General features: G+C 68.9%; 23 protein-coding genes. 2 read left to right on the forward strand and 21 right to left on the reverse strand.

Annotation, left to right across the window (positions count from 1 at the left end):
- Window positions 1-24: 24 nt before the first annotated feature.
- A complete protein-coding gene (hrpA, locus tag LCHO_RS11145) occupies window positions 25-4,062 on the reverse strand; it encodes an ATP-dependent RNA helicase HrpA (RefSeq protein ID WP_420805702.1) in 4,038 nt (1,345 codons plus the stop codon).
- Window positions 4,063-4,123: 61 nt separating this feature from the next.
- Window positions 4,124-4,462, reverse strand: coding sequence for a VOC family protein (locus LCHO_RS11150; RefSeq protein ID WP_262925505.1), 339 nt, complete (start codon window positions 4,460-4,462; stop codon window positions 4,124-4,126).
- A 165-nt stretch (window positions 4,463-4,627) separates the two neighbouring features.
- Between LCHO_RS11150 and argA the strand changes: the two genes are divergently transcribed.
- Together argA and LCHO_RS11160 are read left to right on the forward strand one after the other, a co-directional pair.
- Entirely contained in the window at window positions 4,628-5,968 is a 1,341-nt protein-coding gene (gene argA / locus LCHO_RS11155) for an amino-acid N-acetyltransferase (RefSeq protein WP_012347254.1), read from the forward strand.
- 60 nt (window positions 5,969-6,028) lie between these two features.
- On the forward strand, window positions 6,029-6,301 hold the full coding sequence (locus tag LCHO_RS11160; protein WP_012347255.1) for an oxidative damage protection protein: 273 nt from the start codon (window positions 6,029-6,031) through the stop codon (window positions 6,299-6,301).
- A 152-nt stretch (window positions 6,302-6,453) separates the two neighbouring features.
- Here LCHO_RS11160 and LCHO_RS22135 read toward each other — a convergent pair whose 3' ends face one another.
- From LCHO_RS22135 to LCHO_RS11255, 19 genes are all read right to left on the reverse strand, one after another.
- Window positions 6,454-6,906 (reverse strand): tail fiber assembly protein, encoded by a 453-nt coding sequence (locus LCHO_RS22135; RefSeq protein WP_012347256.1) that lies wholly within the window; start codon window positions 6,904-6,906, stop codon window positions 6,454-6,456.
- 2 nt (window positions 6,907-6,908) lie between these two features.
- Entirely contained in the window at window positions 6,909-7,109 is a 201-nt protein-coding gene (locus LCHO_RS11170; RefSeq protein ID WP_150105459.1) for a hypothetical protein, read from the reverse strand.
- A 126-nt stretch (window positions 7,110-7,235) separates the two neighbouring features.
- The gene (locus tag LCHO_RS11175) at window positions 7,236-12,983 is read right to left on the reverse strand and encodes a phage tail protein (protein ID WP_012347258.1); all 5,748 of its coding nucleotides are present in this window, start codon (window positions 12,981-12,983) and stop codon (window positions 7,236-7,238) included.
- Entirely contained in the window at window positions 12,980-13,549 is a 570-nt protein-coding gene (locus LCHO_RS11180) for a hypothetical protein (RefSeq protein ID WP_012347259.1), read from the reverse strand. Before LCHO_RS11180 ends, LCHO_RS11175 begins: the two co-directional genes overlap by 4 nt.
- Window positions 13,546-14,172 (reverse strand): hypothetical protein, encoded by a 627-nt coding sequence (locus LCHO_RS22140; RefSeq protein WP_012347260.1) that lies wholly within the window; start codon window positions 14,170-14,172, stop codon window positions 13,546-13,548. The genes LCHO_RS11180 and LCHO_RS22140 overlap by 4 nt, the downstream gene beginning before the upstream one ends.
- A gap of 7 nt (window positions 14,173-14,179) precedes the next feature.
- Window positions 14,180-17,521: a phage tail tape measure protein gene (locus LCHO_RS22145; protein WP_012347261.1), complete on the reverse strand. Its 3,342-nt coding sequence runs from the start codon at window positions 17,519-17,521 to the stop codon at window positions 14,180-14,182.
- A 15-nt stretch (window positions 17,522-17,536) separates the two neighbouring features.
- Entirely contained in the window at window positions 17,537-17,905 is a 369-nt protein-coding gene (locus tag LCHO_RS22755; RefSeq protein ID WP_012347262.1) for a DUF1799 domain-containing protein, read from the reverse strand.
- 17 nt (window positions 17,906-17,922) lie between these two features.
- Window positions 17,923-18,273: a phage tail assembly chaperone gene (locus tag LCHO_RS11200; RefSeq protein ID WP_012347263.1), complete on the reverse strand. Its 351-nt coding sequence runs from the start codon at window positions 18,271-18,273 to the stop codon at window positions 17,923-17,925.
- Window positions 18,274-18,283: 10 nt separating this feature from the next.
- A complete protein-coding gene (locus LCHO_RS11205) occupies window positions 18,284-19,249 on the reverse strand; it encodes a phage tail tube protein (RefSeq protein ID WP_012347264.1) in 966 nt (321 codons plus the stop codon).
- A gap of 38 nt (window positions 19,250-19,287) precedes the next feature.
- Window positions 19,288-19,506, reverse strand: a complete 219-nt coding sequence (locus LCHO_RS11210) for a hypothetical protein (RefSeq protein ID WP_012347265.1) — start codon at window positions 19,504-19,506, stop codon at window positions 19,288-19,290.
- Between the two features lie 33 nt (window positions 19,507-19,539).
- A complete protein-coding gene (locus LCHO_RS11215; protein ID WP_012347266.1) occupies window positions 19,540-20,001 on the reverse strand; it encodes a hypothetical protein in 462 nt (153 codons plus the stop codon).
- Window positions 19,998-20,411, reverse strand: coding sequence for a gp436 family protein (locus LCHO_RS11220; protein WP_012347267.1), 414 nt, complete (start codon window positions 20,409-20,411; stop codon window positions 19,998-20,000). The genes LCHO_RS11215 and LCHO_RS11220 overlap by 4 nt, the downstream gene beginning before the upstream one ends.
- Window positions 20,412-20,420: 9 nt before the next feature.
- Window positions 20,421-20,639 (reverse strand): hypothetical protein, encoded by a 219-nt coding sequence (locus LCHO_RS11225; RefSeq protein WP_012347268.1) that lies wholly within the window; start codon window positions 20,637-20,639, stop codon window positions 20,421-20,423.
- Between the two features lie 127 nt (window positions 20,640-20,766).
- A complete protein-coding gene (locus tag LCHO_RS11230) occupies window positions 20,767-21,648 on the reverse strand; it encodes a Mu-like prophage major head subunit gpT family protein (protein ID WP_012347269.1) in 882 nt (293 codons plus the stop codon).
- Between the two features lie 41 nt (window positions 21,649-21,689).
- Window positions 21,690-22,103: a hypothetical protein gene (locus LCHO_RS11235; protein ID WP_012347270.1), complete on the reverse strand. Its 414-nt coding sequence runs from the start codon at window positions 22,101-22,103 to the stop codon at window positions 21,690-21,692.
- 53 nt (window positions 22,104-22,156) lie between these two features.
- Complete coding sequence (locus LCHO_RS11240) at window positions 22,157-23,278, reverse strand: phage protease (protein ID WP_012347271.1); 1,122 nt, start codon at window positions 23,276-23,278, stop codon at window positions 22,157-22,159.
- Between the two features lie 66 nt (window positions 23,279-23,344).
- Entirely contained in the window at window positions 23,345-23,923 is a 579-nt protein-coding gene (locus LCHO_RS11245) for a phage virion morphogenesis protein (RefSeq protein ID WP_012347272.1), read from the reverse strand.
- A 5-nt stretch (window positions 23,924-23,928) separates the two neighbouring features.
- Entirely contained in the window at window positions 23,929-24,684 is a 756-nt protein-coding gene (locus LCHO_RS11250) for a phage head morphogenesis protein (protein WP_012347273.1), read from the reverse strand.
- A 2-nt stretch (window positions 24,685-24,686) separates the two neighbouring features.
- On the reverse strand, window positions 24,687-26,441 hold the full coding sequence (locus LCHO_RS11255; protein WP_012347274.1) for a DUF935 domain-containing protein: 1,755 nt from the start codon (window positions 26,439-26,441) through the stop codon (window positions 24,687-24,689).
- Window positions 26,442-26,445 lie beyond the last annotated feature (4 nt).

A 26,445-nucleotide genomic window follows, 5' to 3' on the forward strand; every position in this document is an offset into this window, starting at 1 on the left:
GGCCCGGGTTCAGGCGGATCGCCATCAGCTGCTGAGCTGGCTCCAGACCTTGTCGAGCCGCTTGGCGCTGACCGGCTGCGGCGTGCGCAGCTCCTGCGCGAACAGGCTCACGCGCAGTTCTTCGAGCAGCCAGCGGTATTCGTCCAGCCGCGCATCGGCCGCGCCCTTGCGCTCGGCCAGGCGGCGGATGTAGCGCTGCTCGAGCGGGCGCAGCTCGGCCAGGCGCTGCGCATCGCGGGCCGGATCGGCGCGGTACTTGTCGAGCCGCTGCGTGATCGCCTTCAAATACCGTGGCAGGTGCTGCAGCTGCGCCCACGGTGTCGACACGATGAACAGCCTGGGCACCAGCCGCTGCAGTTGCCCGGTGATGTCGTCGGCGACGTCCTTGGGCGCCCGGCTGTCCTTGAGCTTGCGGGCGGCCGCGGCAAACTCGATCAGCACCACCCCGGCGATGCGCGCCACCTCCTGCGCGATCAGGTTCAGGCGCGTGCGGCCCTCGTCGATGCGACCCTTGAAGGCGAGCGCGTCGGTCGGCAGCGGCTCGGCCAGGAAGGCGCGGTCGAGCGCGACGTCGATGATCTGCGTGCGCAGTTCTTCCATCGAGCCCAGCGGCATGAAGGCGACCGCCATCTTCGTCAGGTCCGGGATGTTCTTTTCCAGGTACTTCAGCGGCTCCTTGATCTGCAAGGCGACCAGCCGGCGCAGGCCGGCGCGGTGCTTGGCGGCGGCCGCTTCGGGCTCGTCGAAGACCTCGATCTCGACATGCGTGCCGCGGTCGATCAGCGCCGGGAAACCCACCAGCGTCTGGCCGGCCTTGCGGATCTCCATCAGTTCGGGCAGCTCGCCGAAGGTCCAGGCGGTGTAGATCGCAGGCGGCGCGGCCAGCGCCGCGGCCGGCGCTTCGGGTTGGCCGCTGACGCGGCGCGGGCCGGATGGGGCCGCGGTGCTCCCGCTCGCCGCTCGATCGGGCGCCGCATGGGCGGAGGCGGCGCCACTGGCGGCCGCGTTCACGCCGGCACTGAGCTTGATCGCCGCCAGCGCCTGGAAGGCCGACCGCGCCTGCCCGCCCAGCTCGGCCTTGAGCGCGGCGAGGTGCCGCCCCATGCCGAGCTGGCGGCCGTGCTCGTCGACCACCCGGAAGTTCATGAACAGATGCGGCGCCAGCTGCTCGGGCTTGAAGTCGTTGCGCTGCACGGCGATCTGGGTGCGTTCGCGCACCGCCTTGAGCAGCACGTCGAGCAGGTTGCCCTGGCCGAACGGCGCCAGCTCCAGGAACTCGGCCACGTAGTCCGGCAGCGGCACCAGCCGCGAGCGCGGCCGCTGGTGCAGCGTCTTGACCAGCGCCAGCACCTTGGCCTCGATCATGCCGGGCACCAGCCAGTCGCAAGGGTCTTCGTTGACCTGGTTGAGCACGTAGATCGGCACGGTCACCGTGACACCGTCCTTGGCGTCGCCGGGTTCGTGCAGGTAGGTGGCTGCGCAATCCACGCCGCCCAGCCGGATCGTCTTCGGGAAGGCCGACGTCGTGATGCCCGCGGCCTCGTGGCGCATCAGCTCGTCGCGTGTCAGGTGCAGCAGCGTGGGCTGCTTCTTCTGCTCGGCGCGGTACCAGCGCTCGAAGCTCGCGCCGCTGACGATCTCGGCCGGCAGCTGCTGGTCGTAATAGGCGTGGATCAGCTCGTCGTCGACCAGCACGTCCTGGCGGCGCGACTTGTGCTCGAGTTCCTCGACCTGGCGGATCATCCTGGCGTTGTGGGCCAGGAACGGCAGCTTCGATTCCCACTCGCCGTTGACCAGTGCCTCGCGGATGAAGATCTCGCGTGCCACCTTCGGGTCGACCAGGCCGTAGTTCACCCGCCGGTTGCTGTAGATCACGATGCCGTAGAGCGTGGCGCGCTCGAGCGCGATCACCTCGGCGGCCTTCTTCTCCCAGTGCGGCTCCAGCAGCTGCGTCTTCAGCAGGTGGCCGGCGATCTGCGGGATCCACTGCGGCTCGATCGCCGCCAGCCCGCGGCCGAACAGCCGGGTGGTCTCGACCAGCTCGGCCGCCACCAGCCAGCGGCCGGGTTTCTTGCTCAGGTGTGCGCCGGGATGACGGTAGAACTTGATGCCGCGTGCGCCGAGGTACCAGTCCTCGTCTTCGCTCTTCAGGCCGACGTTGCCGAGCAGGCCGGCGAGCATCGACAGGTGCAGCTGCTCGTAGCTGGCCGGCGCGGTGTTGAGCCGCCAACCGTGTTCGGCCACCACCGTGTGCAGCTGGCTGTGGATGTCGCGCCACTCGCGCACCCGGCGCGGGCTGACGAAGCTGTCGCGCAGGCGCTGTTCCTGCTGGCGGTTGCTGAGCTTGTGTGCAGCGTTCTGGGCCTGGGCCGGGCGGGTCTCGGGCGGGCCGGGTTTGCGGCCGGTGGCGGTCGGACGCGGACCGGCCGTCGGCAGCGCCTCGGCATGGCCGCGCCCTTCCTCGATCCAGCGCCAGAGCTTGAGGTAGCCGGTGAACTCCGACTTCTCGTCGTCGAACTTCTTGTGTTTTTCGTCAGCCGCCTGCGCGGCTTCCATCGGGCGGTCGCGCACGTCCTGCACGCTGAGCGCGCTGGCGATGATCAGCACCTCGTCGAGCGCCTGGCGGTCACGCGCCTCCAGGATCATGCGGCCGACGCGCGGATCGAGCGGCAGCTTGGCCAGTTCGCGGCCGATGGGGGTCAGCTCGTTGGCGTCGTCGACCGCGTTGAGCTCGCCCAGCAGCGCGTAGCCGTCGGCGATCGCCTTGCGCGGCGGCGGCTCGAGGAAGGGGAAGTCGTCGATCAGACCGAGGTGCAGCGACTTCATGCGCAGGATCACGCCGGCCAGCGACGAGCGCAGGATCTCGGGGTCGGTGAAACGTGGCCGGCCGGTGAAGTCCTTCTCGTCGTAGAGCCGGATGCAGATGCCGTTGGCCACCCGCCCGCAGCGGCCCGCGCGCTGGTTGGCCGCGGCCTGGCTGATCGGCTCGATCTGCAGCTGCTCGACCTTGCTGCGGTAGCTGTAGCGCTTGACCCGCGCCAGACCCGAGTCGATCACGTAGCGGATGCCGGGCACGGTCAGCGAGGTCTCGGCCACGTTGGTGGCCAGCACGATGCGCTGCTGGCGGCCGGTCTCGAAGACCTGGTCCTGCTCCTGCTGCGACAGGCGCGCGAACAGCGGCAGGATCTGCGCGTTGCGGTGCAGCGGCTGGTGCGCCAGGTGCTTGCGCAGGTGGTCGGCGGCCTCGCGGATCTCGCGCTCGCCGGGCAGGAACACCAGGATGTCGCCGCCCGCCATGCCGCGCCAGAGTTCGTCGACCGCGTCGGCGATGGCCGTGTTCAGGTCGTATTCGCGGCTTTCCTCGAACGGCTTGTAGCGCTGCTCGACCGGGAACAGCCGGCCGCTGACCATCAATACGGGCGCCGGGCCCTTGGCGCTGGCGAAGTGCTGCGCGAAGCGATCCGCGTCGATCGTGGCCGAGGTGACGACGATCTTCAGGTCCGGCCGGCGCGGCAGGATCTGGCGCAGGTAGCCGAGCAGGAAGTCGATGTTGAGGCTGCGCTCGTGCGCCTCGTCGATGATCAGCGTGTCGTAGGCCTTGAGCAGCGGATCGGTCTGCGTCTCGGCCAGCAGGATGCCGTCGGTCATCAGCTTGACGCTGGCGCCGGCCTGCAGGCGGTCCTGGAAGCGCACCTTGTAGCCGACCACCTCGCCCAGCGGCGATTTCAGCTCGTCGGCGATGCGCTTGGCCACCGAGCTGGCGGCAATCCGCCGCGGCTGGGTGTGGCCGATCAGGCCGCTGCCACCGGCACCCCAGCCGCGGCCGAGTTCGAGCGCGATCTTGGGCAGCTGGGTGGTCTTGCCCGAGCCGGTCTCGCCGCAGACGATGACGACCTGGTGATCGCGCAGGGCCTGCGCGATCTCCTCGCGCCGGGCGGAGACCGGCAGCGATTCGGGGTAGGTGATGGGCGGGATCGGCGTGGCCGGCCGGGGTGGCCGGGCGGGCCGGCGAGCGGGGCTGCGCGATTCGATGCCGCCAGCTTCGGCGATAGGTGGGTTCACGGGGGCTGGATTATCCACACGCCGTGCCGTGACCCGGCGTGGGCCGGAACGACGTCGAAGACTACTCGTCGATGTAGTCGATCACGCTGATCACCGCGCCCTGCGGATCCTGCAGCACCGCGAAGCGGCCGACGCCGGGGATGTCGGTCGGCTTGACCAGCACCTTGCCGCCCAGTGCCTCGCACTCGCCGGCCGTCTCGTCGGCGTTGTCGACCGTCACGTAGCAGCCCCAGGCCGGTGGCATGTGCGGCGCGTCGGCCGGCAGCGACATGATGCCGGCCACCGAGGTGTCGCCCACCTTGACCAGGTGATACGGCCCACCCGGCATCTGCATGGTCTGCACCGTCCAGCCGAACAGCTGGTGATAGAAGTCGGCAGCGGCTTGCGGATGGGGCGTCATCAGTTCGCTCCAGCTGAACGCACCGTGGGTTTTCATCGGATCCATGGCCTGCTCCTCGAGGGGGGTGTGGTGACAACCGCCGACCATGCTGCGCGCCGGCGCCGGCAGCGTCAAGACCGGTCACGGGGCCTGCGGCACAATCGCGCACGCCACTGTCAGCCGGTCATGAACCTCGTATTCCCGCACACCTTCGTTCCCTGGTTTCGCTCGGTCGCCCCGTACATCCACGCCTACCACGGCAAGACCTTCGTGGTCGGCATGGCTGGCGAGCTGATCGCCGCGGGCAAGCTCAGCGCGTTCGCGCAAGACCTGTCGATCCTGCATGCCATGGGCATCAAGCTGGTGGTCGTGCACGGCTTTCGGCCGCAGGTCAACGAACAGCTGCTCGCCAAGGGCCACCCCTCGCGTTTCAGCCACGGCCAGCGCATCACCGACGCGGTGGCGCTCGACTGCGCGCAGGAAGCCGCCGGACAGTTGCGATTCGAAATAGAAGCCGCGTTTTCGCAGGGCCTGCCGAACACCCCGATGGCCAACGCCACGGTGCGCGTGGTGTCGGGCAACTTCCTGACCGCCCGCCCGGTGGGCATCGTCGACGGCGTGGATTTCATCCACAGCGGCGTGGTGCGCAAGGTCGACAGCGGCACCATCCGGCGCGCCATCGATATCGGTGCACTGGTCCTGCTGTCGCCGTTCGGGTTTTCTCCGACCGGCGAGGCATTCAATCTGGCGATGGAAGACGTGGCCACTGCCACGGCCATCGCGCTGCAGGCCGACAAACTGCTGTTCATCACCGAAGTGGCCGGAATCCACGAACAACTCGACGATCCGGACAGCGCCATCGATACCGAACTGGCGCTGGCCGACGCCAAGCGGCTGCTCGCGACCTTGCCCAGTCCGACCCAGCCGACCGATATCGCGTTTTATCTGCAGCATTGCGTCAAAGCCTGCGAAGGCGGTGTCGAGCGTTCGCACATCCTGCCGTTCGGGGTCGATGGCGCCTTGCTGATGGAGGTTTTCACGCACGACGGCATCGGCACCATGGTGGTCGACGAAAAACTCGAAAGCCTGCGCGAAGCCAGTTCCGACGATGTCGGCGGCGTGCTGCAGCTGATCGAACCGTTCGAGCGCGACGGCACCCTCGTCAAACGCGACCGCACCGAAATCGAACGCGATATCGCGCTCTACACCGTGATCGAGCACGACGGCATCATCTTCGGCTGCGCCGCGCTCTACCCCTATCCGGAAGCGCGCACCGCCGAAATGGCCGCGCTGACGATCTCGCCGCAGGTGCAGAGCCAGGGCGACGGCGAACGCATACTCAAGCGGATCGAGCAGCGCGCCCGCGCGCTCGGCCTCGAGAGCATCTTCGTGCTGACCACCCGGACCATGCACTGGTTCATCAAGCGGGGATTCCAGAACGTCGACCCGGAATGGCTGCCCGACGCCCGCAAACGCAAGTACAACTGGGACCGGCGCTCGCAGGTGCTGGTCAAGAAACTGGGTTGATGCGCCACGGCGATCGCCTCGCCGTGACCTCGATCCGCCCATCGACAAGGAGAAGTTGCAATGGCACGTACTGTTCAATGTGTTCTGCTGAAAAAAGAAGCGGACGGTCTCGATTTTTCGCCCTACCCCGGCGAACTCGGCAAGCGAATCTACGAGCAGGTCAGCAAGGAAGCCTGGCAGCAATGGCTCAAGCACCAGACCATGCTCGTCAACGAAAACCGCCTGAATCTGGCCGACGCACGCGCACGTCAATACCTTGCGCGCCAGATGGAGCGCTATTTCTTCGGCGAAGGCGCCGACCAGCCGACCGGCTACGTGCCGCCCACGGCCTGAGTTGGTCGACAGCAGGCGCCTCGACAGCGCCTGCCTTCAACGAAACAACGCGCCGATTGATGCGCCGCGCGAAAAATGAGCCGGTGCAGTGAGAAAAATCGAGCTGCGTGCGCGTTGCAGCCAGCGAAACAAAATGCCGCTGACTGAAAGACTCACGCCGGCTCAACTGGCCAAGTGACCTCGAACGGGAAGCCAGGCTGCGCTGGAACGTCAGCCAACGCCTGCAGGTAGGCTGCCCACTCTGTAGGCACGGGCTCGCCGCGACGCATGGCGCGCAGAGTGACCCAGTCGGCGCCAGCCATCCTGCGGTCACGCTCAGACCTCACAGTCGCGGCGATTGCAGCCAGCGTGGGGACGCTCACCCACAGTTCCGCGGTCTCATCCCACGCCCACGTCTGCCAATCGTCGTCAGCCGGCGGGGGCGGCCGGTACGGGACGACTGCGCCGGTTTCGAGGTCGACGCGGACGCGCAGGTGGTCGTGATCGCCCGGGATGGCAGCGCATCCGGCAGGCGTGTTGATCTCGAGCAAATCCTCAGGCCCCGAGTACATCGCGCCCGTGAACACCCCGCCCGCGTCGCAAAAGCTCCACTTGCCCATGCTCATGCTCATCTCATGAACAGCTGGCAGCTGATGCGCAGCTTGGTTGCACTGATCGACCCCGCGCCGACGATCGAGAACGAATTCAGGTCCGTGATGCCGACCGAGACGCTTTGCCCTGCCGTGTAGTCCAGCTCAAACGTTGCCGTCGGGCCGACGATGTCGAGGACGGCTGTCTGCACAAGAGCACCGCTCGTGACGGTCGCCAACAACCGCAATTTCCACGTGCTGGACCCGTAGTCGGCCGAGTACGTCGCCCACACCCCCGAAAACTTCACGACGAGGCGGCCGGATTCGGTTGATGAAAATGATCCAGATGGAAGCCCCACGCTCAATCACCCCGCATTTGATTTGACGATGCCGGCGGCGTCGTAGAACTCGACGAATCTCGTGACGGAATCAGGCGCAATGTCCGCCGTCGTGACCGCCAGCCACGCCCCCAGCGGCGGCTCGGTGCCATCCACAACGTGCACCATCGGCTGGCCGAACCGCGTCTCTGATCCGTTGTCGGCCGCAAACTGAAACGCCCGTACCCCGCACGACGACGCCGCAGCAGGCCAGCAGTAGTTCGCCCCACCTTGGAGTTTTGCTCCGGTGGTCGTGTCCCACACACCGGCATCGGTGTGCGTCATGCCCGTCGAACCGGCCGGGTAGACATACCCGACCGCCAGATACCAGCGGCCTGCCGTCAGAGTGCTGGTGGTCGTGAAATAGGGGTTGCCGTTGAGCGTGCTGGTGTTGAGGTTGCAGACCTTGTTGTTCTCGGACCCGAAGTACTGGATCGCGTAGAGCCCGGCGGTTTCGCGCCAGATCGGCACCAGAAATCGGTACGTCTTGGCCGGGTCTGGGACAAAGGCATTTGCAGCTGACGCCTCGAACCCCCCATCGTTGTTTTCGCGAGGCCCGACCGCGTTATCGGTGGCGCTGGCCAGATTGATCACGGGGTCGTCGATCCACAGGCTCAGTGGGCCGTTCGTCCACGAAAACACCGACACCGAGATCGCGACAACACCCGCGGGCACCGTGTATGCCGTAATCGCGTACTGGGTGTAGGTCGATGTCGCCGGGCCATTGGCCAGGATGTTGACGACGCTGGCGCGATTGCTGAACGTCACGGCGCCGGACGCAGGCATCGTCGTGGCCTGGTTGATCAGCACGTACAAGCCCGCCGCCGAGGCGGCATCGCCGCGCACGCGCACGCTCACACGCAGCACCTGGCCAGGGGTCACCGCGAAGGCCTTGTTGCCCATGCCGCTGGACTGCACCGCAGTGGCAGTTTTGGTGATCTTGTACGCAGGCCCGCTGTAGACGCCCGCAGTCGTGGTGTAACCGCCTGCGGCATCAAGCGCAGCCGTCGGAGCCACAGCGGTTCCCTGGGTTTCGGCGGGGAACCAGAACGCATTCCAGAACGACGTCGCAGCGACGTTGCTGGGCGTGTAGACCTTGTTGTAGCTGTCTGCCACGCACTGGACGACGGGCACGCTCTGCCCCTTGACCCCTGGCGCCCAGATGATGGCGGTCTCCGGCGTGGGCGCGTGCTCGCGCTTTGCCCACGCGAACGTGGCACTGGGCGACCACCACCCCGTATCGACCATGTTGACGCCGCTGCCATCGTCGACCACCGGCACGATCTCCTCGTCGAGCAGCGTCGTTGTGCCGCCGGCCAGGTAGAGGCGCAGTCGCAGTGCCACGACTCCGGCCGCCGGCGTCTGGCTCCGGCTGCTTTCGTTCGCGGCGCTGGTGTAGACGTCGGTGTAGGTCGAGCCGTCGAGGGTCTGGGCGATCACAAAGCGGCCGGCGTAGGCGGCCGGCGCGGCGGTGCCGGTGGCGCTGTAGGCCGTGACCGTGAGGCTGGCCGGGGTGTAGGCACCCGACACGCTGCGCTTGATGGCGCCAGCGCTGCGGGAGAGCCAGTAGGCGGTGGCCGCTGCGCCTGCTGCCCCCGTGGCGCCGGTGGCCCCTGTCGAACCCGTTGCCCCTGTGGCGCCGGCCGCACCGGCGCGCACCTTGCTGATCGTGAAGCGCTTGGTCACGCCGCTGAAGCCGCTCTTGCTGGCCGTGAAGTCCACATAGCCGACGTCGGCACTCAGGCTGCTGATGTTGACCACCGAGGCCGCATCGCCGGCCGTGCCCGCACAGCTCGTGAACACCTTGCTGATCGTCCAGCCGACCCCGCCGGTGCCGCCCTCGTAGACAAACGCCGTCGACGTCGCGCCGCCGAAGCTCGTGACCGTGCCAGCGCTGTCGGCGGGCACGGCGTGCGCCTCGTTGCTGAGCACCAGGCTGACCGCGTTGGCGCCGGCCGGGCCGGTGGCGCCTGTCGCACCGGCCGAACCTGTGGCGCCCGTCGCGCCATCCACGACGACAGGCACGATCTCCTGATCGAGCTGGGTCGTGGTGCCGCCGGCCAGGTAGAGCGTCACCCGCAGGGCCTTGATGCCCGCCGCGGGCGTCTGGGTGCGGCTGCTCTCGTTGGCGGCGCTGGTGTAGACGGTGGTGAACGTGGTGCCGTCGGTGGTCTCTGCGATCACGAACCGCCCGGCGTAGGCGGCAGGTGCCGCGGCGCCGGTGGCCGATCGAGCGGTGAACGTGACGCTGGCGGGTGTGTAGACCCCCGCCACGCTGCGGGCGATGGCGCCCACGCTGCGCTCGATCCAGTAGGCGGTGGCCGCCGCACCGGTTGCTCCCGTGGCGCCGGTGGCCCCTGTCGAACCCGTTGCCCCCGTGGCGCCGGCTGCACCGGCGCGCACCTTGCTGATCGTGAAGCGCCGCGTCAGCGTTGCGTAGCCCGATCGGGTAGCAGTGATGTCCACATACCCGACGTCAGCAGCCAGCGCGCTCACGGTCACGGTGGTGCCGGCGAGCGTGCTGGTGCAGCTGGTGTCGACCTTGCTGATCGCCCAGCTTGCCGTGGCATCGGCGCCGGCCTGCAATACGGTGATCGTGCTGGCAGCGCCGGCGAACGTGCCGACCACGCCGGCACTGTCAGCCGGCACGGTGTGGCTGTCGTTGCTGAGCACGGCGGTGAGGCCGCGCCATGCACCATCGCCCATGAGCTGCAGGATGCTCGGTTCGGTGCCGTCGGCGATGTGGATCTGCGGCTCGCCGAACTGCACCTCGGCGCCGACCACGGTCGTGCCGTACTGAAAGGCCCGCACGCCGAACGTGTCAGCATCGGCCATCCAGCAGTAATTGGTCCCAGCACCGAGCAGGGCGCCGGTGTCGCATCGATAGGTGCCTGCGCCGGCGTTGGTCATGCCTGAGCTGCCCGCGGGGTAGACATAGCCCACGACCAGCAGCCACACGTCGGCCGGCGCAGTCGAAATCGGCTGCCCGTCGAAATACGGGTTCGTGTTGCCGGTCGTGGTGTTGATGTCTGCAATCTGGGCGACAGCGGGAAACCCTGGTGCCGGGCCCACATAGATGGTGCCGTTGCCGCCCGACCCCACCCGCTTGCACGGCACGACGACGCGATAGGTCTTGGTCGTGTCGGGCACGATGAACGCGCCGGGTGACCAGCTGCCGCTCCAGCCGCCATCACCGTTGCCCGCTGTTGCGCTGTCTCCCGACGCCACCGCGCGCCAAAGCAGAGACCCGACTCCGCGCGGACCAATGCCCAGCACGATCGAGTTCTCGGTCGCGGTGTTGGTGATGCGCGGCCACGGCATCGTGGCATCCGCCTGCCCGGCAACCCATGTGCTCGTGTCCACAAGGTTGCGCCCGGCCTGCGGCTGGCCGGTGATGTTGCCCCACTGCACCAGCGCACTGGCGTCGACCACCGCCACCACCGATGCGTCAGCGGCGCTGACGTTGCCGCTGCTGTCGAAGTGGCGCGCCCGGATCGTGTAGCTGCCCTGCGCTGGCCACGGCCAGGTGTAGGTGTTGCCCTTGAGGTCGGCCAACAGCGTGCCCGCGGCCCAGCTGGTGCCGATGCGCAGCTGGGTGCTGGCGTAGTCGAGCTCGTCGCTGCCCGTCCACGTGATCTTGACGCCGCCCGGCACCACAGCGGCAGTCAGCCCCGCCACGTTGACGGGCACGGCGCTCTTGCCGACGACGACATGGCTGATCACCACCCAGTCGCTCGCCCGCCCCAAGCTGTTCACGGCACGCGCCTGGATGTAGATCACGCCAGCATCCGGCAGCGGCGCGAGGTAGGTCGAGGTCGCTGCCCCCGGTACGTGCGGAGCGTCCTGCCAGGTCGCTGCGTCGGCGATACGCCATTGCACCTGCACGTGTCCGCCCTCGGCCACGAACGCCTCGGTGCTCTGCGTCCACGACAGCAGCGCGCGGGTGATGACCGTGCCGTCAGCGCCCAACTGCAGGTGCGTCGTTCCGCTGGCGGCCGACAGGCCGGTCAGCGCAGCAGGCCGCACCAGCGGATTGGGCAGCGACGTGTTGGGCGTCAAGTCGACCGTGGTGGCGTCGCCGAGCGCCCAGTCCCACACCGCCGCCGCCGTCTCGCGCAGCGTCAGATCGACCTGCATCGTGGCCGGGTCGAGCGTGCGACTCATCACCTCGAACAGCTTGCCCGACCACCCGTAGCGCACGAGCGTCAGCGCAACCGTGTCGCTGGGGCTCAGGTCATAGCCGCGCAGGTTGCAACTGATTTGCACTGTGAGAGCCTGGCGGGAGCGCTCCAGCTCGATCTTTGCCAGGCGCTGGGCCCGCAGCGCGCCGGTGACCAGGTCGTAGGTGATCTCCTGCGGCAGGTCGATGCCGCCATCGTCGGCCAGGTAGGTCGCGTTGCTGACGGCCGGCGCCTGCATCTCGGTGTAGGCCTTGGCGCTCTCGGCGTAGGTCGGCACGATCCGGTTGACCAGGTTGGCGCGGGACGCGAACGGGCTGATGACGGGGGCCTTGTCGGCGAGCATGTCTTCGGTCAGCGTCAGCACCGCGGCCCGATGGGCGCCGGCGCGCATGAGCCAGCGGCCTTGGGTCCAGACCAGTGATCCGGCCATCGACTCGGTCAGCTTGTCGAGGTTGTCGCGGGCGGTGGCGCCGCTGTCGAGCACGCCGTTGCAGGTGTAGCGGGGCTCGGTGGTCAACGGCGAGGCGGTGAGCGTCACCAGCTCGTCGCAGATGTTGGCCGCGGCGATCAGCTCGGCGTCGGGCACCTGGGCAGCACTGGCGCCCATGCCGTAGGTCGCGTCGCGCAGGTAGTCGGCCAGGCAGAGCGCGGCGTTGTCGGTCCAGACCGTCAGGCCGGTGCGGGGGTCACGAATCGGCTTGCCGCGCACGACGGCGCTGACGTTGGGCAAGCCGGTCTGCCCGAAGATGTCCTGGTCGTACTCGAGGCGCAGATAGATCGCCGCGATGCCCTTGAGCTGGTGCGCCGCAGTCCACTTGCCGCCGCTCTCGGCGACCAGCTCTGCGAACGCCGACTGGGTGGCCGTGCCCAGCACCGAGCGCACCCGCACCCGCGAGGTGCCGGTGGCGATGGTGTAGGTCACCGACACACCCGTGACACTCAGCGAGCCGTTCCCACCCCCAGCAACCCCGCTGACCACGTTGCCCGACAGCGTGTAGGACTGGGCTGCGAACTGGACGGTGGCGCCGTAGGCCATGCGCCGCGTCATCCCGACCACGCTGACCAGTGACTCGCCCGGGCCCAGCGGCAGCGTGATCGAGAACGCCCCGCCAGCCGATACGGCCGCGCCGGCGCTGCGGGTTTCCTGCCGGCCCGAGAAGTACTCCCCCGACTCGATGAAGCCGGTGCTCGCGTTCGGCGCCGGCAGCGCAACGTCGTTGAGGTAGATCGTCTCGACGGCATCGATCTGATGCCCGGCCAGCGCGACGACCAGGTGCAAGTACTGCTTCTTGTCGCCCGACGAGTGCGCAAACACGATCGGGCCGGACACCCGGGCCCGGCCGTAGACGACCTTGCGCGCCTCGGTCGCGCTCTTGACCATCGCGTAGCGGTCCTTGAGCGAGTCGTTGTAGGCCTTGCGGGCGTTGCGCTGCCGGCGGCGCACGTCCATGTCGTTGTAGGTTCCGGCCGCGAATGCCGCCGCAGCCACCCAGGGATTGAAGCCCGACGCAACGAACGCGACCGCAGCGGTGAAGAAGTTGCTGATGAAGCTCATGCTGCGAAGAACTCTTTGCCGGGCCAGACGATCTGCGCTTCCGCTACAGCCGCGACGTACTCGAGCCCGCGGTCACCTGGGTACAGGGCCTGCTGCGCGGCATCGGTGTAGCGCGCCGGGCGGGGGCGATCCCAGACGGCCAGCATGTGTTCGGCCGTGATCGAGACGACGCAGTTGCTGGCGTTGTCGTCGATCTGCATCGTGTCCATCAGGCCCTGCCAGACGTTGGTGTCGACCTGCAGCGCGCCAGCCGCATCGAGCACCGCCAGGCGCACCGTGACCGGCCGGCCCTGCACCTTCTCCTGCAGCGCAAGCGCCACGTTCGCGCCCGGCGCGCCGGCCAGCAGGATGCGCAGGCCCTGTGCCGATGCAGCGGTCTCTTCCAGCGCCTCGATGCTGATCAGGCCCTGCGCGGCGCTGTAGGTGTTGCCCGACCAGGTCACGTCGTGCGCCAGGCCGCAGACGTAGTCGGTGCCCGACGCGAAGCCGAGCTCGATCAGCGGGAACGCGGTCACATGGGCGCCCGCCAGCGCGGCAGCGAAAGGGCTTGTCAGTGCGCGGGTCACGAGAACACCTCCATCAGCTCGACCGAGAACGGCGGGCACTTGTTGGTGCCGCCGCGCGGGATGCTCAGTTCCGGGGTGGCCAGCACGAACAAGGCGGTCGGCTTGTCGAGCGTCACCGCAGCGCCAGAGGCCACGCTGCCGCGCAGCAGCGGTCGGGTCTCGACCGTCATGGCGCCACCGGCTGATGCCGTTGCGTCAGCCGCGATCTGCAGCAGCTGGGCGCCGTTGCTGGTGGTCACGCGCAGCCAGTCGCCCGCCAGCAGCGTGGTGGACGCGCCGCAGCCAGCCAGGACCAGGCCGGCTGCAAATTGCGCCGCCACGGCGCTGACCGTCACACCGGTGAGGTTGCAGGTGCCGCGGCGCTGGGGCCGGCTCACGTCCCACAGCGCCAGTCGGTGCTCCATGCCGCTGAGCCGGGTCAGCAAGGCCTCGATCTGCGCGCGCTCGGCATAGGTCTGGATGGGGTAGTCCAGGGACACCGCCCATCGGCTGCCCGGCAGACTGCTGGTCTGGGTCGCGCCGTTGAGCGATGAGGTCGACACGCGGGTGTTGTGGCGCTGGGTCCACGTCAGACCCGCCGGCGCGAAGGCGCTGCCGGTGGTCGGGTAGGTGTAGGTCGTCATGGTCGGGTCAGGAGCTGAAGGCGCGGTTGCCGCGGGCGCGCTGATCGGCCACCTTCGACACCGCCTGGTTGACCGCCTGCTGCACGCCCTGCTGAACCAGCTGCATCACCTGCGTCTTGTCGGTGCGGGCGTCGATGTTGATGACCGGGGCGACGGTGAGTGCGAGGCCCGCGTCTGCGCCGGCCGCGCTGCCGCTGGCGCGGCCGATGGTTTCGGCCAGGCGTGCCCCACCCCCGAACGAGCCGCCGGTGGCAAACGCCTGCACCGCCAGCCGGCCACCCGGGCCGCGGCGCAGCTGCATGCCGCCCACGAGCTTGCCGGTGCGATCGACCGCATCGACCTGGTGGCCGCCGCCCGAGCGGCGCAGCGGCATGATGGCCTCGTCGCCCGCCTCGCCCATGAGCCCCAGTCGGGTCTGGCCACCGCTCTTGAACTTGAAGTAGGTGTCGCTCGTGACGACGCTGTTGGTGAACGATCCCCCGCTGGCAAATGCCACTGCGCCGCCGGCCCGGTAGGCCCGGCCGGTGGCGGCCAAGTCGATCGGGATCGAGGCATTGCCGGCGATCGTGGGCGCGGCGCTGTTGCCGCCGCTGCTGGCCAGGCTGGCCAGCATGCCCAGAAAGCCGGCGCCCGACGACCCGCCGCTGCTGCTGCTGGCCAGCAGCCCAACGGCCTGGGCGGCGCTCATCAGCACGCTGCCGAAGCTGCCCAGGCCTTTGGTCAAGTCCGCGAACTGGCCGCTCAACAGGTCGGTCGACACAGCCGATCGCTGCATCGATTCACCCGCCGCAGCGGCCGTGCCCGACATCTCGTCAAGGTCGCGCTCCCAGCTGTTGAAGCTGTCGAGCGTGTCCGCATCCTCAGACTTGCCCGGCTTCCCGGCAGATGGCTTGCCCCCCAGAAACTCCGAGATCGCGCCCAGCGCCGACTTGCCGGTATCGCCCCCCAGCGCCTTGCGGAATTCGAGGCGCAGCATCTGCTCCAGCGCATCGTCGACCAGGCTCTTGATGTTGAGCTTGCCGGTGCGCGCGAACTCCACGAACGCGTCTTCGCCATTGCGCACCACGCCCTGCATCAGCTCGTCGTGGCTCTCGCGCATCAGGCGGGTGGCATCGCTCCAGCCGTCGACCATCTGCTGCCAGCCCGGCTTCATGCGCTCGGCCATGCCCGCATTGGCCAGCACGATGGCCTCGGCCGACTGCTCGCCGATGGCGGTGATCTCGCTCTGCAGCAACTTGCGCTGCGCCGGGTCGACCGTCAGGCCGAGCGTGAGCTGCAGGTCCTTCGTGACCTGGTCGGCCTGCTTGCGGATCGCGGCCACCTGCATGTCGAGCTCGGCTCCGGCGCGTGCCACCGGGTCGGTGATCAGTGCGGCGCGTGAGCGGGCGTTCTGCTCGGCAAGCTCGGTGACCTGGTTGTTCGCGGTGGTCCAGGCTTGCGCCCAGGCCTGCGAGCGCTGGCGCGAATCCTCCAGGGCCCGCTGCTCGGTGCCGGCCTGAGCCACCAGCGGCAGCGCTTTCTGCTCGGCGCGTACACCCGAGAGCTGATCCTGCAGCCCGACCACCTTGGCCTGCTGCGCCACGCGGCCCGCGGCATCGGCCGGCCGGCGCTGCTGCTCGAGCTCGATCTCTTCTTGCAGCAGGCCTTCGCGCTCACGCAGCTTTTGGCGCTGGATGTCCAGGCGCTGCCGCTCGAATTCGTCGACGCTCAGCAGCCCTTGCGCGCGCACCACCGCGAGCTGCTGCTCCTGCGCCTCGATGCCGCGCAGGCGCTCATTGCCCGCTGCCTGGTCGCGGGCCCGCTGCAGGTTCAGGGCGGCGTCATAGGCCGCCGGGCCGCTCTTGTCGGCGTACTTGGCACGCAGTGCGTCCAGGTCCTTCGCCTGCTGGGCCGCATCGATCGGGCTGCCGGCACGGGCCAGCAGATCGGCATTGCGCCGGTATTCGTCCAGGGCCTTGGTCAACCCGGCTTGCGCGTTGGTCTGCTGGTGCAGCCGATCGACGTAGCCCTGGGCACCGATCACCGCCTGAGTGTTGGTTGCGGCCTCGCGCTGCTGTGTGGCGGCGCGGCCCTCGAGCTGGATCGATTCCTTCAGCGTGGCCACGAGCCCCTGCTGCTCGCGGATCCGGCGCACCAGGAAGTCATCGCCGCCAAGCGTGGCCTGCGTCGCCTCGACCAGGCCGGCATTTTTGAACGGGTTCTTGCCCTGCAGCTCCGTCAGCCGAGCCTCGGCCTCGGTCAAGGTGTCGGTCAGCGTGTCGGCGCGGCCGACGTTGAGCATCGCGTCCCACGCTTCCTTGGCGATGTCCTTGACACCCGACCATCCCCGCTCAATGGAGCCCAGCCGCTCGATGATCTGGCCTGCCCGGGATTCGATGGCATCGGCGTAGGCCTGCTGCGCCAGGGCTGCAGCTTCGGTGGTGCGACCCGCCTCGGTCAGCGCGCGAATCTGCTGGTAGACCGACACCGTCAGGTAGTTGATCTGGCTGTTGAGCTTGATCGACTCCGCCAGCGGCGCCTGGCCCAGCGCGCTGAACTGCTTGACCGTCTCGGCCACCGATGTGCCGACCGCGCGCTCCATCTGGATGGCCGCCGTGGCGAACCGCTCCAGGCCAGCAGGTGAGATGTTGGCCGCGCCCGCGAACTGTGCCAGCGCCTCGGCTGCCGCGGCCTGCGTGCCCACCACGCCGTCGATGCGGCTGGCGGCGTCCTGCAACCGGCCCGCCGTGGTGCCTGCGACGTTGCCGTTGAGGATCAGCGCCGTCGAGTAGGCATCAGCCTCGCGGCTACCCTGCGCGTAGGCCAGGGCCAGTGCTGCAGCAGCACCGGCGGTCAGCGTGAACGGGCCGATCAGCTCGTACACGTAGCCGCCCAACGCCCTGGCCGCGGGGCCGATGCCGCCGAACGAGTCCTTGATCTGCCCGCCCTGCTGCAGCAGCACCATCAGCGGGCTTTGCCCACCGGCCAGGCTGGTGGCGATGTCGGTGAACTGCGCCGGCAACGTGCGCATGGCGGCCGCTGTCTGCGCCGCGCTCACGCCTGCAGCCTTGCCCTGCTGATCGATGGCCTCGGTGGCCTTGGCGCTAGCTGCGGCCGTGGCGGAAGCGCCTTGCGTGGTGGCGGCTGCCGCCGTGGTTGCAGCGGCAGCCCCCTGCGTGGCGGCCGCGCCGGTGGCCGCTGCAGCGGTGGATGCCGCGGTGGCTTGCCGGTCCAGCGCGGCAGCGCCTTGCTGGCCGGTGTTGGCCGACGTGGCACCCAGCTGTGTGGCCGAGTCCTTGACGTCACGCAGGCCCTTGAGCGCCCCCGTCACATCCGATGTGATGATGATCTTGGCGCCGATGTCAGCCATGCGTGGCTCCGGTGGTCACTTGGATCGGTGCTGCTCGGCCTGCTCGGCAAACCACACCAGCGCCTCGTCCTCCATCACCCGCAGATCGGCAAACGCCTGCGCCTCGTCGGCCGGCGAGATGCCCACCCGCGAGCACACCCAGGCCAGCGGCCCGTAGTCCAGCCCGATCACACCGCCACTGGCGGTGCGCCACTGGGTCTGCATCGCGTCGAACAGCGTGTAGGCGGGTTGGTGCTCGGGCCATAGCTCAGTGGTGTCCTGGTTGGCCTGCGTGGCGCGGCCAGTGAAATCGGCCGCATCCGGGTCGGTGGTGCCGAAGGCGGCCAGCGCGGCGTCGTAGTCGCTGCGCGCGGCAGCGGTGGGGCGCGGTGGCCCGGCGAGCACCGCGCGGGCCACCGCCCTCAGTTTTTTGCGCGGCTCGTTTCCAGCGCAGCGCGGTAGCCGTCGTAGATCTCTTGCGCCGACGGCGGGTAGGCATCGAGCAGCCTCTGCAGCGCCTCGGGCGAGTACAGCGCGTCGGTGCCGTCGTCGTTGATCGGGCCAGACCAGGCCTCGATCACCTCGTCGAGGTACTGCACGCTGCTGAGCGTGACGCCGTCCCGGGCCATCAGGCCGGGCTTCTTCACCCAGGCATCGAGCGCCGCAACGCCCTTGTGCCGGAAGGTGAACTCGACCTTGGCGCCTTCGGCACTGCCGGCCACCGTGAGCGCGACGGTGTGCTTGAACGTGGGGTTCGGTTTGAGCTTGATCATGGCCAGCGCCTCAGATGCAGAAGATGCGGAACTCGTCGTTGTTGGCCGCCGGCCGCAGGGTGAAGCCCAGCTTGTCGATCATCACCGGGCCATCCTGCTGGTCATCCACGCTGGTGATCACGCCCACCGGTGCGTAGACACCCACCTTGCGACCACCCACCGAGCCGTGCACCAGGCCGAAGGCTCGGGTGGTGCCGGCATGCATGTCGGCCTTGAACGCCGCGTGCGCGGTGCCGCCCAGGTCGGCGGTGATCTGCGCGCTCGGGTTGCGGCCGTAGATGCCCACCGACTCCACCTGCACCAGCTCGATGTCCTGAACGTCGTTGGCCATGTCGATTTCGAGCGACTTGAACGCGTACTGGGTGCCGCCGGCGAGTGCACCGGCGCTGTAGGTGACGGGGCCGATCGACAGCGGGGTGGTGAACGCAGGCCCCACCGCCTCGGCACGGATCCAGGCCGTGAGCGTGGGCGTCACCAGGCCCGATGCCGCCGAGCTGGTGACCAGGCCGGTGAACGTGAAGTCCAGGCTCGGCACCTTGCCGACGCTCATCGAGACCTTCACCGTGCCGGCGCAGAACGTGAACTTCTCGAGCCGGTTGTTGATGTAGGCCCAGATCGTCAGCGTCTTGAGCGCCGTCGATGCGGGCAGGTAGTCCACCCGGGCGGTCGCAGTCACGGTCTCGCTGAAACCGCAGGCCTGCAGCAGGTCGCCCCACTGCGGCGCGGTGCCCAGCGTGCCGCTGGCCTGCATCTCGCAGCTGAAGCTGATCGTGCCGCGGCGCGTGTACGGCAGCTTGTCAGGCGCCGAGAAGCCGCCGGTGATGACGTCGCGCTCGGCGAACTTCTCCTCGATCTTGGCCGAGAGGTTGGTCACGCGGATCGCCACGGCGTCCGCGGTGTTGGTGGGCGCCGAATCGGTGCCGCTGGTCACCTCGATCTTGGCGAGGATGACGCTGTTCTGAATGCTGCCGGCCATGCTGGGCTCCTGTCAGGTGTGGGGTCTGGGGCCGGCGCTCAGCGGCCGGTCTTGCGCGGCACGAGGTCCGGCACGATCTCCGGGTCGGGCTCGGCCGGGGCATCGCCCCACTGCAGGCCGGCGGCCTTGGCGGTGGCTGCATCGCCAGGCGTCAAGCCGCCGTCGGCGTCGCGCAGCCAGCTGCCGCCGCACGGCGGGTTGAGTTCGATCACCTTGCCGGTCTCGGCGTCGATGACGGGTGCGATGCGCTTGTCCATGAGCGGCTCCAGATCAGTGTGTGCAAAGGGGTTTCAGTGACGGGGGGCCAGACTGGCGCCCACGGTCTCGTGCGTGATGGCCAGCTTCCACTGCGCCATCGCGAAATTCGGGCTGTTCGGGCCGCCTTCGATCACGCCCCAGGTCACCTCGGGGTCGAGGTCGATGGACTGGGCGCCCAGCGCCGCAGCGCTCAGCGTGTCCAGGCGCTCGGAGATGCCGAGCACCAGGTCATCCAGGGTCGCGTCGGGCGTGTCGCCAGGGGCTGCACGCACCAGGGCGGTCACGGCAATGAGGGTCACCCAGGTGCGCGGAGCCCCCGGGCCGGCCAGGTCGTATCGACCCTTGCTCTTGACCAACTGCACGTCCACCCGCGACGGGTATTCATTGATCGCCGGGCGCTTGAGGCCGCCGGTGATGCGCCCGCCGGCCAGAGCCGGGGCCTGCGCCATCGCAGCTGCCACGGCGTCGCGCACCAGCGTGAAGGCCGTGCTCATGACTCGCGCCCGAACACCTTGCTGCCCGCATCGAACAGCACCGCACCGGCACCGCTGACCGGCGGCGCGGCCGAAGGCGCCACCACCACCACGTCGCCGCGCGCCACCTTGACCAGGTAGGCCAGTGCGTCTTCGTAGTCGCGACGGGCCGGTTCGTCTGCCGAGCTGCCGAGCAGGCGATACCAGCAGATCGAGCAGGCATGCACCTTCAGGATCGCCGGCCAGGCCGCCAGCGGCAGCTCGTAGCGGCCGATCAGGTAGCCGTCGATCTCGGCATCGGCGTCGGCCAGCTTGGCGGCGATCACCGCCGGCCGGATCGCGCCGAGCAGCGGCTCCTCGATGTCGGTGAGCTGCTGCAGGCGCGGCGACCCGAAGCGGTCGATCATGTCCTGCTGCGTGGCGTAGGGCATGGCGGCGCGTTACTCGACCTGGCCGACTTCGCCGTCGGGCGTGATCTCGGCGTTCTGCACCAGCAGCAGCGGCTCGGCCTTGAGCGCCGCGATCTGCGCATCGCTGAGTTCGCTGATGGCCACCGTGGTGGGCTGCGCGCTCCAGTCGCGGCCAGCGCGCCAGAGGTTGCCGCGCGGGCTGCGGCTGGTGACGGTGATGGCAGGGAGGGTCTTCGGCTTGGTGGCCATGCGTGGCTCCGGTCGGGATGGGTTGGCGCGGCACTTCGGCAGATGTCGTGCGCGCACCAGTCACAAAGGGCTATCCCGTGCGCCACCTGCCGGCGCTCGGGGTCATCGCGTCGTCGTGAGTCCGGCGTTACAGCAGTTCGGGCGCCTCGATCACCTGCAGACGGCCCTTGAGCACGTTGCTCTCGCCGTTGCTGATCAGCTCCTTGCCGAAGATCGCGCGGGCGGTCTCGGCCAGGGTCGGGCTGCACACCAGGTGGGTCGGGGTGATCTTGAGCGGCTTGCCACTCTCGCCGCGCTGGCTGGCCATCGCGGTCAGCGTTGCGGTGATGTTGGTGGCGTCGAGCGTCTGCTTGCTGGCGAACGCGAGCTGCCAGAACGGGCTGTAGCCCACGCCCGCGCGGCCGTCGACGCCCCAGACGTACTCGCTCTTGAAGAACACGTTCGGGTCGGTCTCGCTGAAGAGCTTGACCATGTTGAACGCCTTGCGCGGCTGCCAGATCACCGGCTTGTAGACCTTGCTCGCGTCGATGATGTACCAGGCCTCGCCCGCGCCACCCATGTGGTTGCTCACCACGCCCGAGCCCACAGGGTGGTCGGTGTCGAAGAAGTACTGGCCATCGGGGCCCAGCGTGGTGAAGCCGGCCTTGAGGGTCGGGAAAATCTGGTCGGCCGGGAACGAAGCCACGTTCAGGCCCATGTTCTCGAACATCGGGCCGTAGACACCGTAGGCATCGTCATCCACCGCGGTGCGGGGCACGCCCTGGGTCTGCTCGTAGGACTTGTTCTTGATCGAGAACTCGCCCTTGGCCAGGTTCTGGATCACGCGATCGCCCACCCACTCGCGGATGGCGCCCACGTCCTTCAGGTACGGGTAGATGTTCTCGGCCGAGGCGCTCGGGACGGTCATCGCGACGGCGTCCCACGCGGTCACGGCGCGGGCCAGGCCCGCCTGGAAACGCATGTCGACGGTCTGCGCGAGCAGGGCAAGGGTGGCGGCGTTGAGGATCATGTCAGGTGCTCCGGTGTGGGGTTGCTGCGGCTGCGGTCAGGTCAGGAGAAGCTGACCCACACGCCATCGGTGTCGACGTCGAACACCACGCCCGCGGCGCTGCGCGTGCTGGTTCCGTTGGTCTTGGCCACGGTCTGGTTGTCGACGATGAAGCAGGTGCTGCCCACGTCGGCCAGGGCGATCAGGTCGGTCGAGGCGCTGTTGGCAAACGGGCCGTAGACGCCGTTCTGCACCTCGCCCTTGACGGCGCCGGCTGCGCCCGTGGCGTTGTTGTAGTTGCCCATGCTCACGCCCACGCACTTGAGCGTGGTGGAGGTGGCGCCGTTGACGAGCTCGCCGGCGGCGTTGAGGCAGGCGATCACGCCCGCCGGAATCACAGCGGCGGCCGCGAGGCCAAACACACGCTGGCGGCCCGAGCGGGCCTTGGTGTTGCGGTCAGTGGTGGTGGCGGTCATGAGTGACTCCGGGGGATCAGATCAGGGGTACAGGGTGGCGCGGCGCGAGCGGGTCAGGCCTTCTTGCCGTACTGCTTCAGCCAGGCCTCTTCGGTGATGCCCATCAGCGTCAGCACCTTCTTGGTTTCGGCGTTGAGCGCCACCACGCCATCGGCGCCGGGCTCCACGCCGTTGGTCTGCCCGCCGGCACCGGGCAGCAGCTTCGGCGCGGTGGAAAGGAAGCCTTGCAGCGCCGTCAGATCCTTCTTGCCCAGCTGGGTGGCCCAGTCCTTCAGGGCCGGCAGCAGCCGGCCGTCGGTGAGGCCTTGAGCCACCAGCGCCTCGACCTGGTTGCCGGTCGACTGCGCGCTGAGCGCGGCCACCTGGGCTTGCAGGGCGGTGATGGCCGACAGGGCGGCGGCGTCGCCACCCTTGAGCGTGGTGACGGCTTGCAGTGCGGCGGCTTCGTCGGCGCCGGGCTTCAGGCCCAGTGCCGTGACGAGCGCACCGCTGAGTGCGGTGGGCTGGCCCGCCTTGTCCTTGAGCGCGCCGGCCTCGGCCTTGAGCGCGGTAACGGCGTTGAGCGCCTCGGTTTCGTTGGCGTCGGCCTTGAGGCCGAAGGCGGCGATGAGTGCAGCGAGAAGAGTCACTTCGGTCTCCGGTGATTGCGTAGGGGTGTGGAACTGGGAAGACAGGTGCGCAGCCAGATCGCGGCCGATCGGCTCCATGCCCATCAAGGCGGGGTAGTTGGTGATGGCGGCCATCAGCACGCCGGTGATGCGGCCGGCCGGGTCGAACGTGATCACCGGGCTGACGTAGCGGTAGGCACCGCCCTCGATCCAGCCCTGGGCCTGCTCGGTCCAGCGCACGTCGGTGGCAAACAGGCCGATGCCGGCGCGCCACTCGAACTGCGTGGCCCAGCCAGCGGCGGGTGCCGGCTGGCCGTTGACCTCGGCGCGGAGGGTCTGGTGATCGACGTCGAAGACGAAGGCGCTCTTGGCAGATGCGGCGGTCAGGTCGGCCGCCAGCTTGGCGCCCTGGGCATCGCTCAGCGTCCAGGCCTTGCCGTTGCCAGGCCGGCCGTCGCGGGCGGCGAACTCGCCCGCGGGCAGCAGTTGCACCTCGGCCTGCGCGCCCAGGCTCAGGGCCGCGGCAAGCAGTGCGATGTAGGTGGAACGGGGCTTTCTGGAAGGCATGCCGGCATCGTGCCGGCGGGGTCCAGAAGGCGGGAGAGGAACCGGTTCAGGCGTTGAGGGCGCCTGTCAGAACAACGTGGTCAGGAAGCGATCCACCTCGGCCAGCACATCGGCCGTGTCCTCGCCGCCCAGGCGCCCGGTCTGGGGGTCAGCGGTCAGCAGCCCGCGGCGTGGCATCTTCTGCTTCCCGCCTTGGGTCTGGGTGCCGAACTCGTGGAGCATGGCCACCTGCCACTTGCCGCCCGGCGTGGCGCGGTTGAAGCCGATGTCCACGAAGTCGTCACCGGAGTTTCGGGTGAGGCTGTTGCGCAGCTGGCCGGTGCGGATCAGCAAGGTGCCGGGCATCGTGGCGTCCTGCTCGCCGGCACGCAGCGAGGCCCAGCCCTCCTTGGTCGGCTTGCGCGGCTGGCCCTTGCTGTTGTGGGTGAGGGCATAGAACTGCGGCGTCAGCGCGCTGATCGGCGCCCAGCGCTGGCCGCTGGGGTCGGTCTTGGTGTCGAAGCGGATGTTGATGTTGGCCTGCAGCACCGCGCCCACGCTGTCGAGCAGCTCGCGCGGCTGGGCCAGCGCCTGCACCGCGGCATCGAGCGCGGCCTGCAGCTCGGCGCCGCTGACCGTGATGCTGATGAGGCGCTCTGTGCTCATCGCCGTCAGCCCCGCAGCACCGGCCGCGGCGCGCGCGGGTTGTAGCCGAAGCCGGGATCCACGCCGCGCGGCACCTTGCTGACCTCGCCGGTGCGCTTGTTGGTGAACTCGACCCACTCGGTGGGCGGCGCCTCGGTCTTGACGGGCAGCCCGGCGGCGCGCAGCTTGTCGAGGCCACGCTGGTCGATGGCGTAGGCGTGGCATCGGCAGCGCCACCCGCACGGTGGGTAATGCGTGTCCCACCACGGGTCATCCACGGGCAGCGCCAGGCCATCCCACGGCCGGTGCGAGTTGCGCACCTGCTCGTCGCGCATGGTCCGGTAGATCACGAAGGGCAGGCGCGCCTTGCTGCGCTCGATGCCGGCCCAGCGCCCGGCCGCGTAGCTCTGCCGCGTGTTGACCTCGAAGATCAGCTGCAGGCGCTTGGGATCGAAGGTGGTGCTGACCTTCTCGCCGGTGGCGGTGTCGACCACCTGGCGCTTGCCCCACCATCCCGCCGCCTCGAAGCGCTGCTGGATCGTGTCCGCCCAGTCCCGAAAATCGGTGCCGGCCTCGATCGCCTTGTCGAGCTCGGCACGCACGAAGTCGAGCAGGTCGGTTTCAGCCAGGCGGCTGATCGTGAAAGCGCGGGTGTGCTCCACGTGCCACAAGTCCTGCCAGCTGAAGGTGGTCTCCAGCAGGCCACGAGCCTGGAATGCGGCCATTGCTTCCTCGGGCGCAACGGCGCCGAGGGTGAAGTCGGTGGGGATGGGCGTCGGCATGGTCAGACGAGCTCGTCGCCGCTGAGGTCGAGATCCGCCTCGCCCGCCAGCCTGGCCACGAACGTGGCGCGCGCCACGCGCTCGGCCAGCGGCGCGTCATCCATCTGCTTGGCGATCTTGGGCAGGCGGTCGCGGAAGGCCTGCAGGCTTTCGCCTGATGCAAGGGCCTTGTCGATTTCGGCCATCAAGGGCTCGACCAGCGCGGCCATCACCGGCTGCCAATCACTCAGCGCGGAGTCGACCAGGTCGTCGAGCGCATCACGCGGCGCCGGCGCGGGTGGCGTGGTGCCGGCCAGCGCCACCTGCTTGACGGCGGCCGCGGCGGGCGGGGCCTTCTTGGCGCGGGTGCGCTTCGCAACGGGCGGCTTCACACCAGGTGGCATGGCGGGGTCTTCGTCGTCTGCCGAGTCTTCGGCCTCGGGGTCGATCGCACCTGGCGCACCGATCGCAGGCGGCGCGCCGGGCATCGTCGGCGCCGGCGGCCCCTTCAGCACCTCCTCGCCATCATCGGCCTCTTCGATCCGCAAGCGCCGGTGCAGATCGCTCACCCCGATGCGCATGCCCGCCGCGGCCAGCTTGGGCAGCGCCTCGGCATAGAGCGCCAGGTCTTCGGGATCGGGCACGTCGATGCAGAAGCGCGGCAGCCGGCGCGGGTCAGCGCCCGAGATGTTGAAGAGCACCAGCGGCGCGATCAGCTGGCTGGTCAGCGTGGCGGCCACGCGTTTGGCGTCGCTGCGCAGGATGTCCAGCCGCACCTCGTTGTGCACGTTGCCCAGCGCCTGGCTGCCGCTCTTGCCCTCGCTGCTGGTGAGCGTCTGGCCCAAGATGATCTTGCTCTGCACGGCGTCCATGCCATCCCACATCGTCTTGAACGGCGCCTCGTTGCCCTGCGCCGCGTTCTGGAAGTCGATCGCCATCGAGGCCGGGATCACGCCGCCGGCGTTGTGGCCGATGCTGACCACCGCCTGCAGCAGCTTGCGCTTCTCGTCGTCCGACGCCCCGGCCGGGTACTTGCCCAGGCGCATCGGCAGGCCGTAGATCTCGAGGAACTCGGCCAGGTCGCGCACCGCGTAGTGCTTGAACAGGAACGGCCAGGCCAGCACCCGCGCCAGGCTGCCGCGCGCCAGGTAGCCGTTGCGGCTCTTGTGCACGTGCAGCAGCCAGCCGTAGGGCTGCAGCGGCACGCCGTACTGGCTGGCGCCGTCGCGCAGGCGCAGGCTGTTGCGGTCTTCGCCGATGCACAGCCAGCGCTGCGGGCGCGGCGCGAAGCGCGGCTGGCGCGTGCCCTGGTCGAGCTCCCACCACATCTCGATCGGCTTGTAGCCCTTGAGCACCGCGTCCATCAGCTCAAGCAGCACGTCTTCTTCGAAGTTCGGGATCTGCTTGATCCAGTCGCGCACCTGGTCGGCCATTGCCTGCTCGGCCGAGCTGGCGTCGTCGGGCGGCTCCACGTCCCATTCGAGCGTGGTCACGGCGGTCTTGCGCTTGGCGAGCTCCGAGAAGATCTGTCCGTCGCGCTCTTCCATGTCGTCGGCCAGCTCGAGCTGCGCAGTGATGTCGCCTTGCTCGGCCTGCGTCAGGATGGCGTTGAGCCGTGCCGGCGTGAGCGCGCGGCCCGGGTGCGCATCGAACTCGCGGTGCAGCCAGCCCACGCGAGCGGCGCCGCCGGTGGCGGATGCTTCGCGCTCGGTCTGTGGCTCGCGGATGGCGGCCAGGTCGATCGGCTTGCCGTATTGGTCCAGGATCTTCGATGCCACGTTG

Origin of the sequence: Leptothrix cholodnii SP-6, assembly GCF_000019785.1 — a bacterium.
GTDB classification, from domain to species: domain Bacteria; phylum Pseudomonadota; class Gammaproteobacteria; order Burkholderiales; family Burkholderiaceae_C; genus Sphaerotilus; species Sphaerotilus cholodnii.

Coding starts and splice junctions, on each gene's coding strand:
- LCHO_RS11230 (WP_012347269.1), bottom strand. CDS start 21,648: ATGATCCTCAACGCCGCCACCCTTGCCCTGCTCGCGCAGACCGTCGAC.
- LCHO_RS22145 (WP_012347261.1), bottom strand. CDS start 17,521: ATGGCTGACATCGGCGCCAAGATCATCATCACATCGGATGTGACGGGG.
- LCHO_RS11175 (WP_012347258.1), bottom strand. CDS start 12,983: ATGAGCTTCATCAGCAACTTCTTCACCGCTGCGGTCGCGTTCGTTGCG.
- LCHO_RS11205 (WP_012347264.1), bottom strand. CDS start 19,249: ATGGCCGGCAGCATTCAGAACAGCGTCATCCTCGCCAAGATCGAGGTG.
- LCHO_RS22140 (WP_012347260.1), bottom strand. CDS start 14,172: ATGACGACCTACACCTACCCGACCACCGGCAGCGCCTTCGCGCCGGCG.
- LCHO_RS22135 (WP_012347256.1), bottom strand. CDS start 6,906: ATGAGCATGGGCAAGTGGAGCTTTTGCGACGCGGGCGGGGTGTTCACG.
- LCHO_RS11220 (WP_012347267.1), bottom strand. CDS start 20,411: ATGCCCTACGCCACGCAGCAGGACATGATCGACCGCTTCGGGTCGCCG.
- LCHO_RS11160 (WP_012347255.1), top strand. CDS start 6,029: ATGGCACGTACTGTTCAATGTGTTCTGCTGAAAAAAGAAGCGGACGGT.
- LCHO_RS11235 (WP_012347270.1), bottom strand. CDS start 22,103: ATGACCGCCACCACCACTGACCGCAACACCAAGGCCCGCTCGGGCCGC.
- LCHO_RS11200 (WP_012347263.1), bottom strand. CDS start 18,273: ATGATCAAGCTCAAACCGAACCCCACGTTCAAGCACACCGTCGCGCTC.
- LCHO_RS11240 (WP_012347271.1), bottom strand. CDS start 23,278: ATGCCTTCCAGAAAGCCCCGTTCCACCTACATCGCACTGCTTGCCGCG.
- LCHO_RS11210 (WP_012347265.1), bottom strand. CDS start 19,506: ATGGACAAGCGCATCGCACCCGTCATCGACGCCGAGACCGGCAAGGTG.
- LCHO_RS11150 (WP_262925505.1), bottom strand. CDS start 4,462: ATGACGCCCCATCCGCAAGCCGCTGCCGACTTCTATCACCAGCTGTTC.
- LCHO_RS11250 (WP_012347273.1), bottom strand. CDS start 24,684: ATGCCGACGCCCATCCCCACCGACTTCACCCTCGGCGCCGTTGCGCCC.
- argA (WP_012347254.1), top strand. CDS start 4,628: ATGAACCTCGTATTCCCGCACACCTTCGTTCCCTGGTTTCGCTCGGTC.
- LCHO_RS11215 (WP_012347266.1), bottom strand. CDS start 20,001: ATGAGCACGGCCTTCACGCTGGTGCGCGACGCCGTGGCAGCTGCGATG.
- LCHO_RS11245 (WP_012347272.1), bottom strand. CDS start 23,923: ATGAGCACAGAGCGCCTCATCAGCATCACGGTCAGCGGCGCCGAGCTG.
- LCHO_RS11225 (WP_012347268.1), bottom strand. CDS start 20,639: ATGGCCACCAAGCCGAAGACCCTCCCTGCCATCACCGTCACCAGCCGC.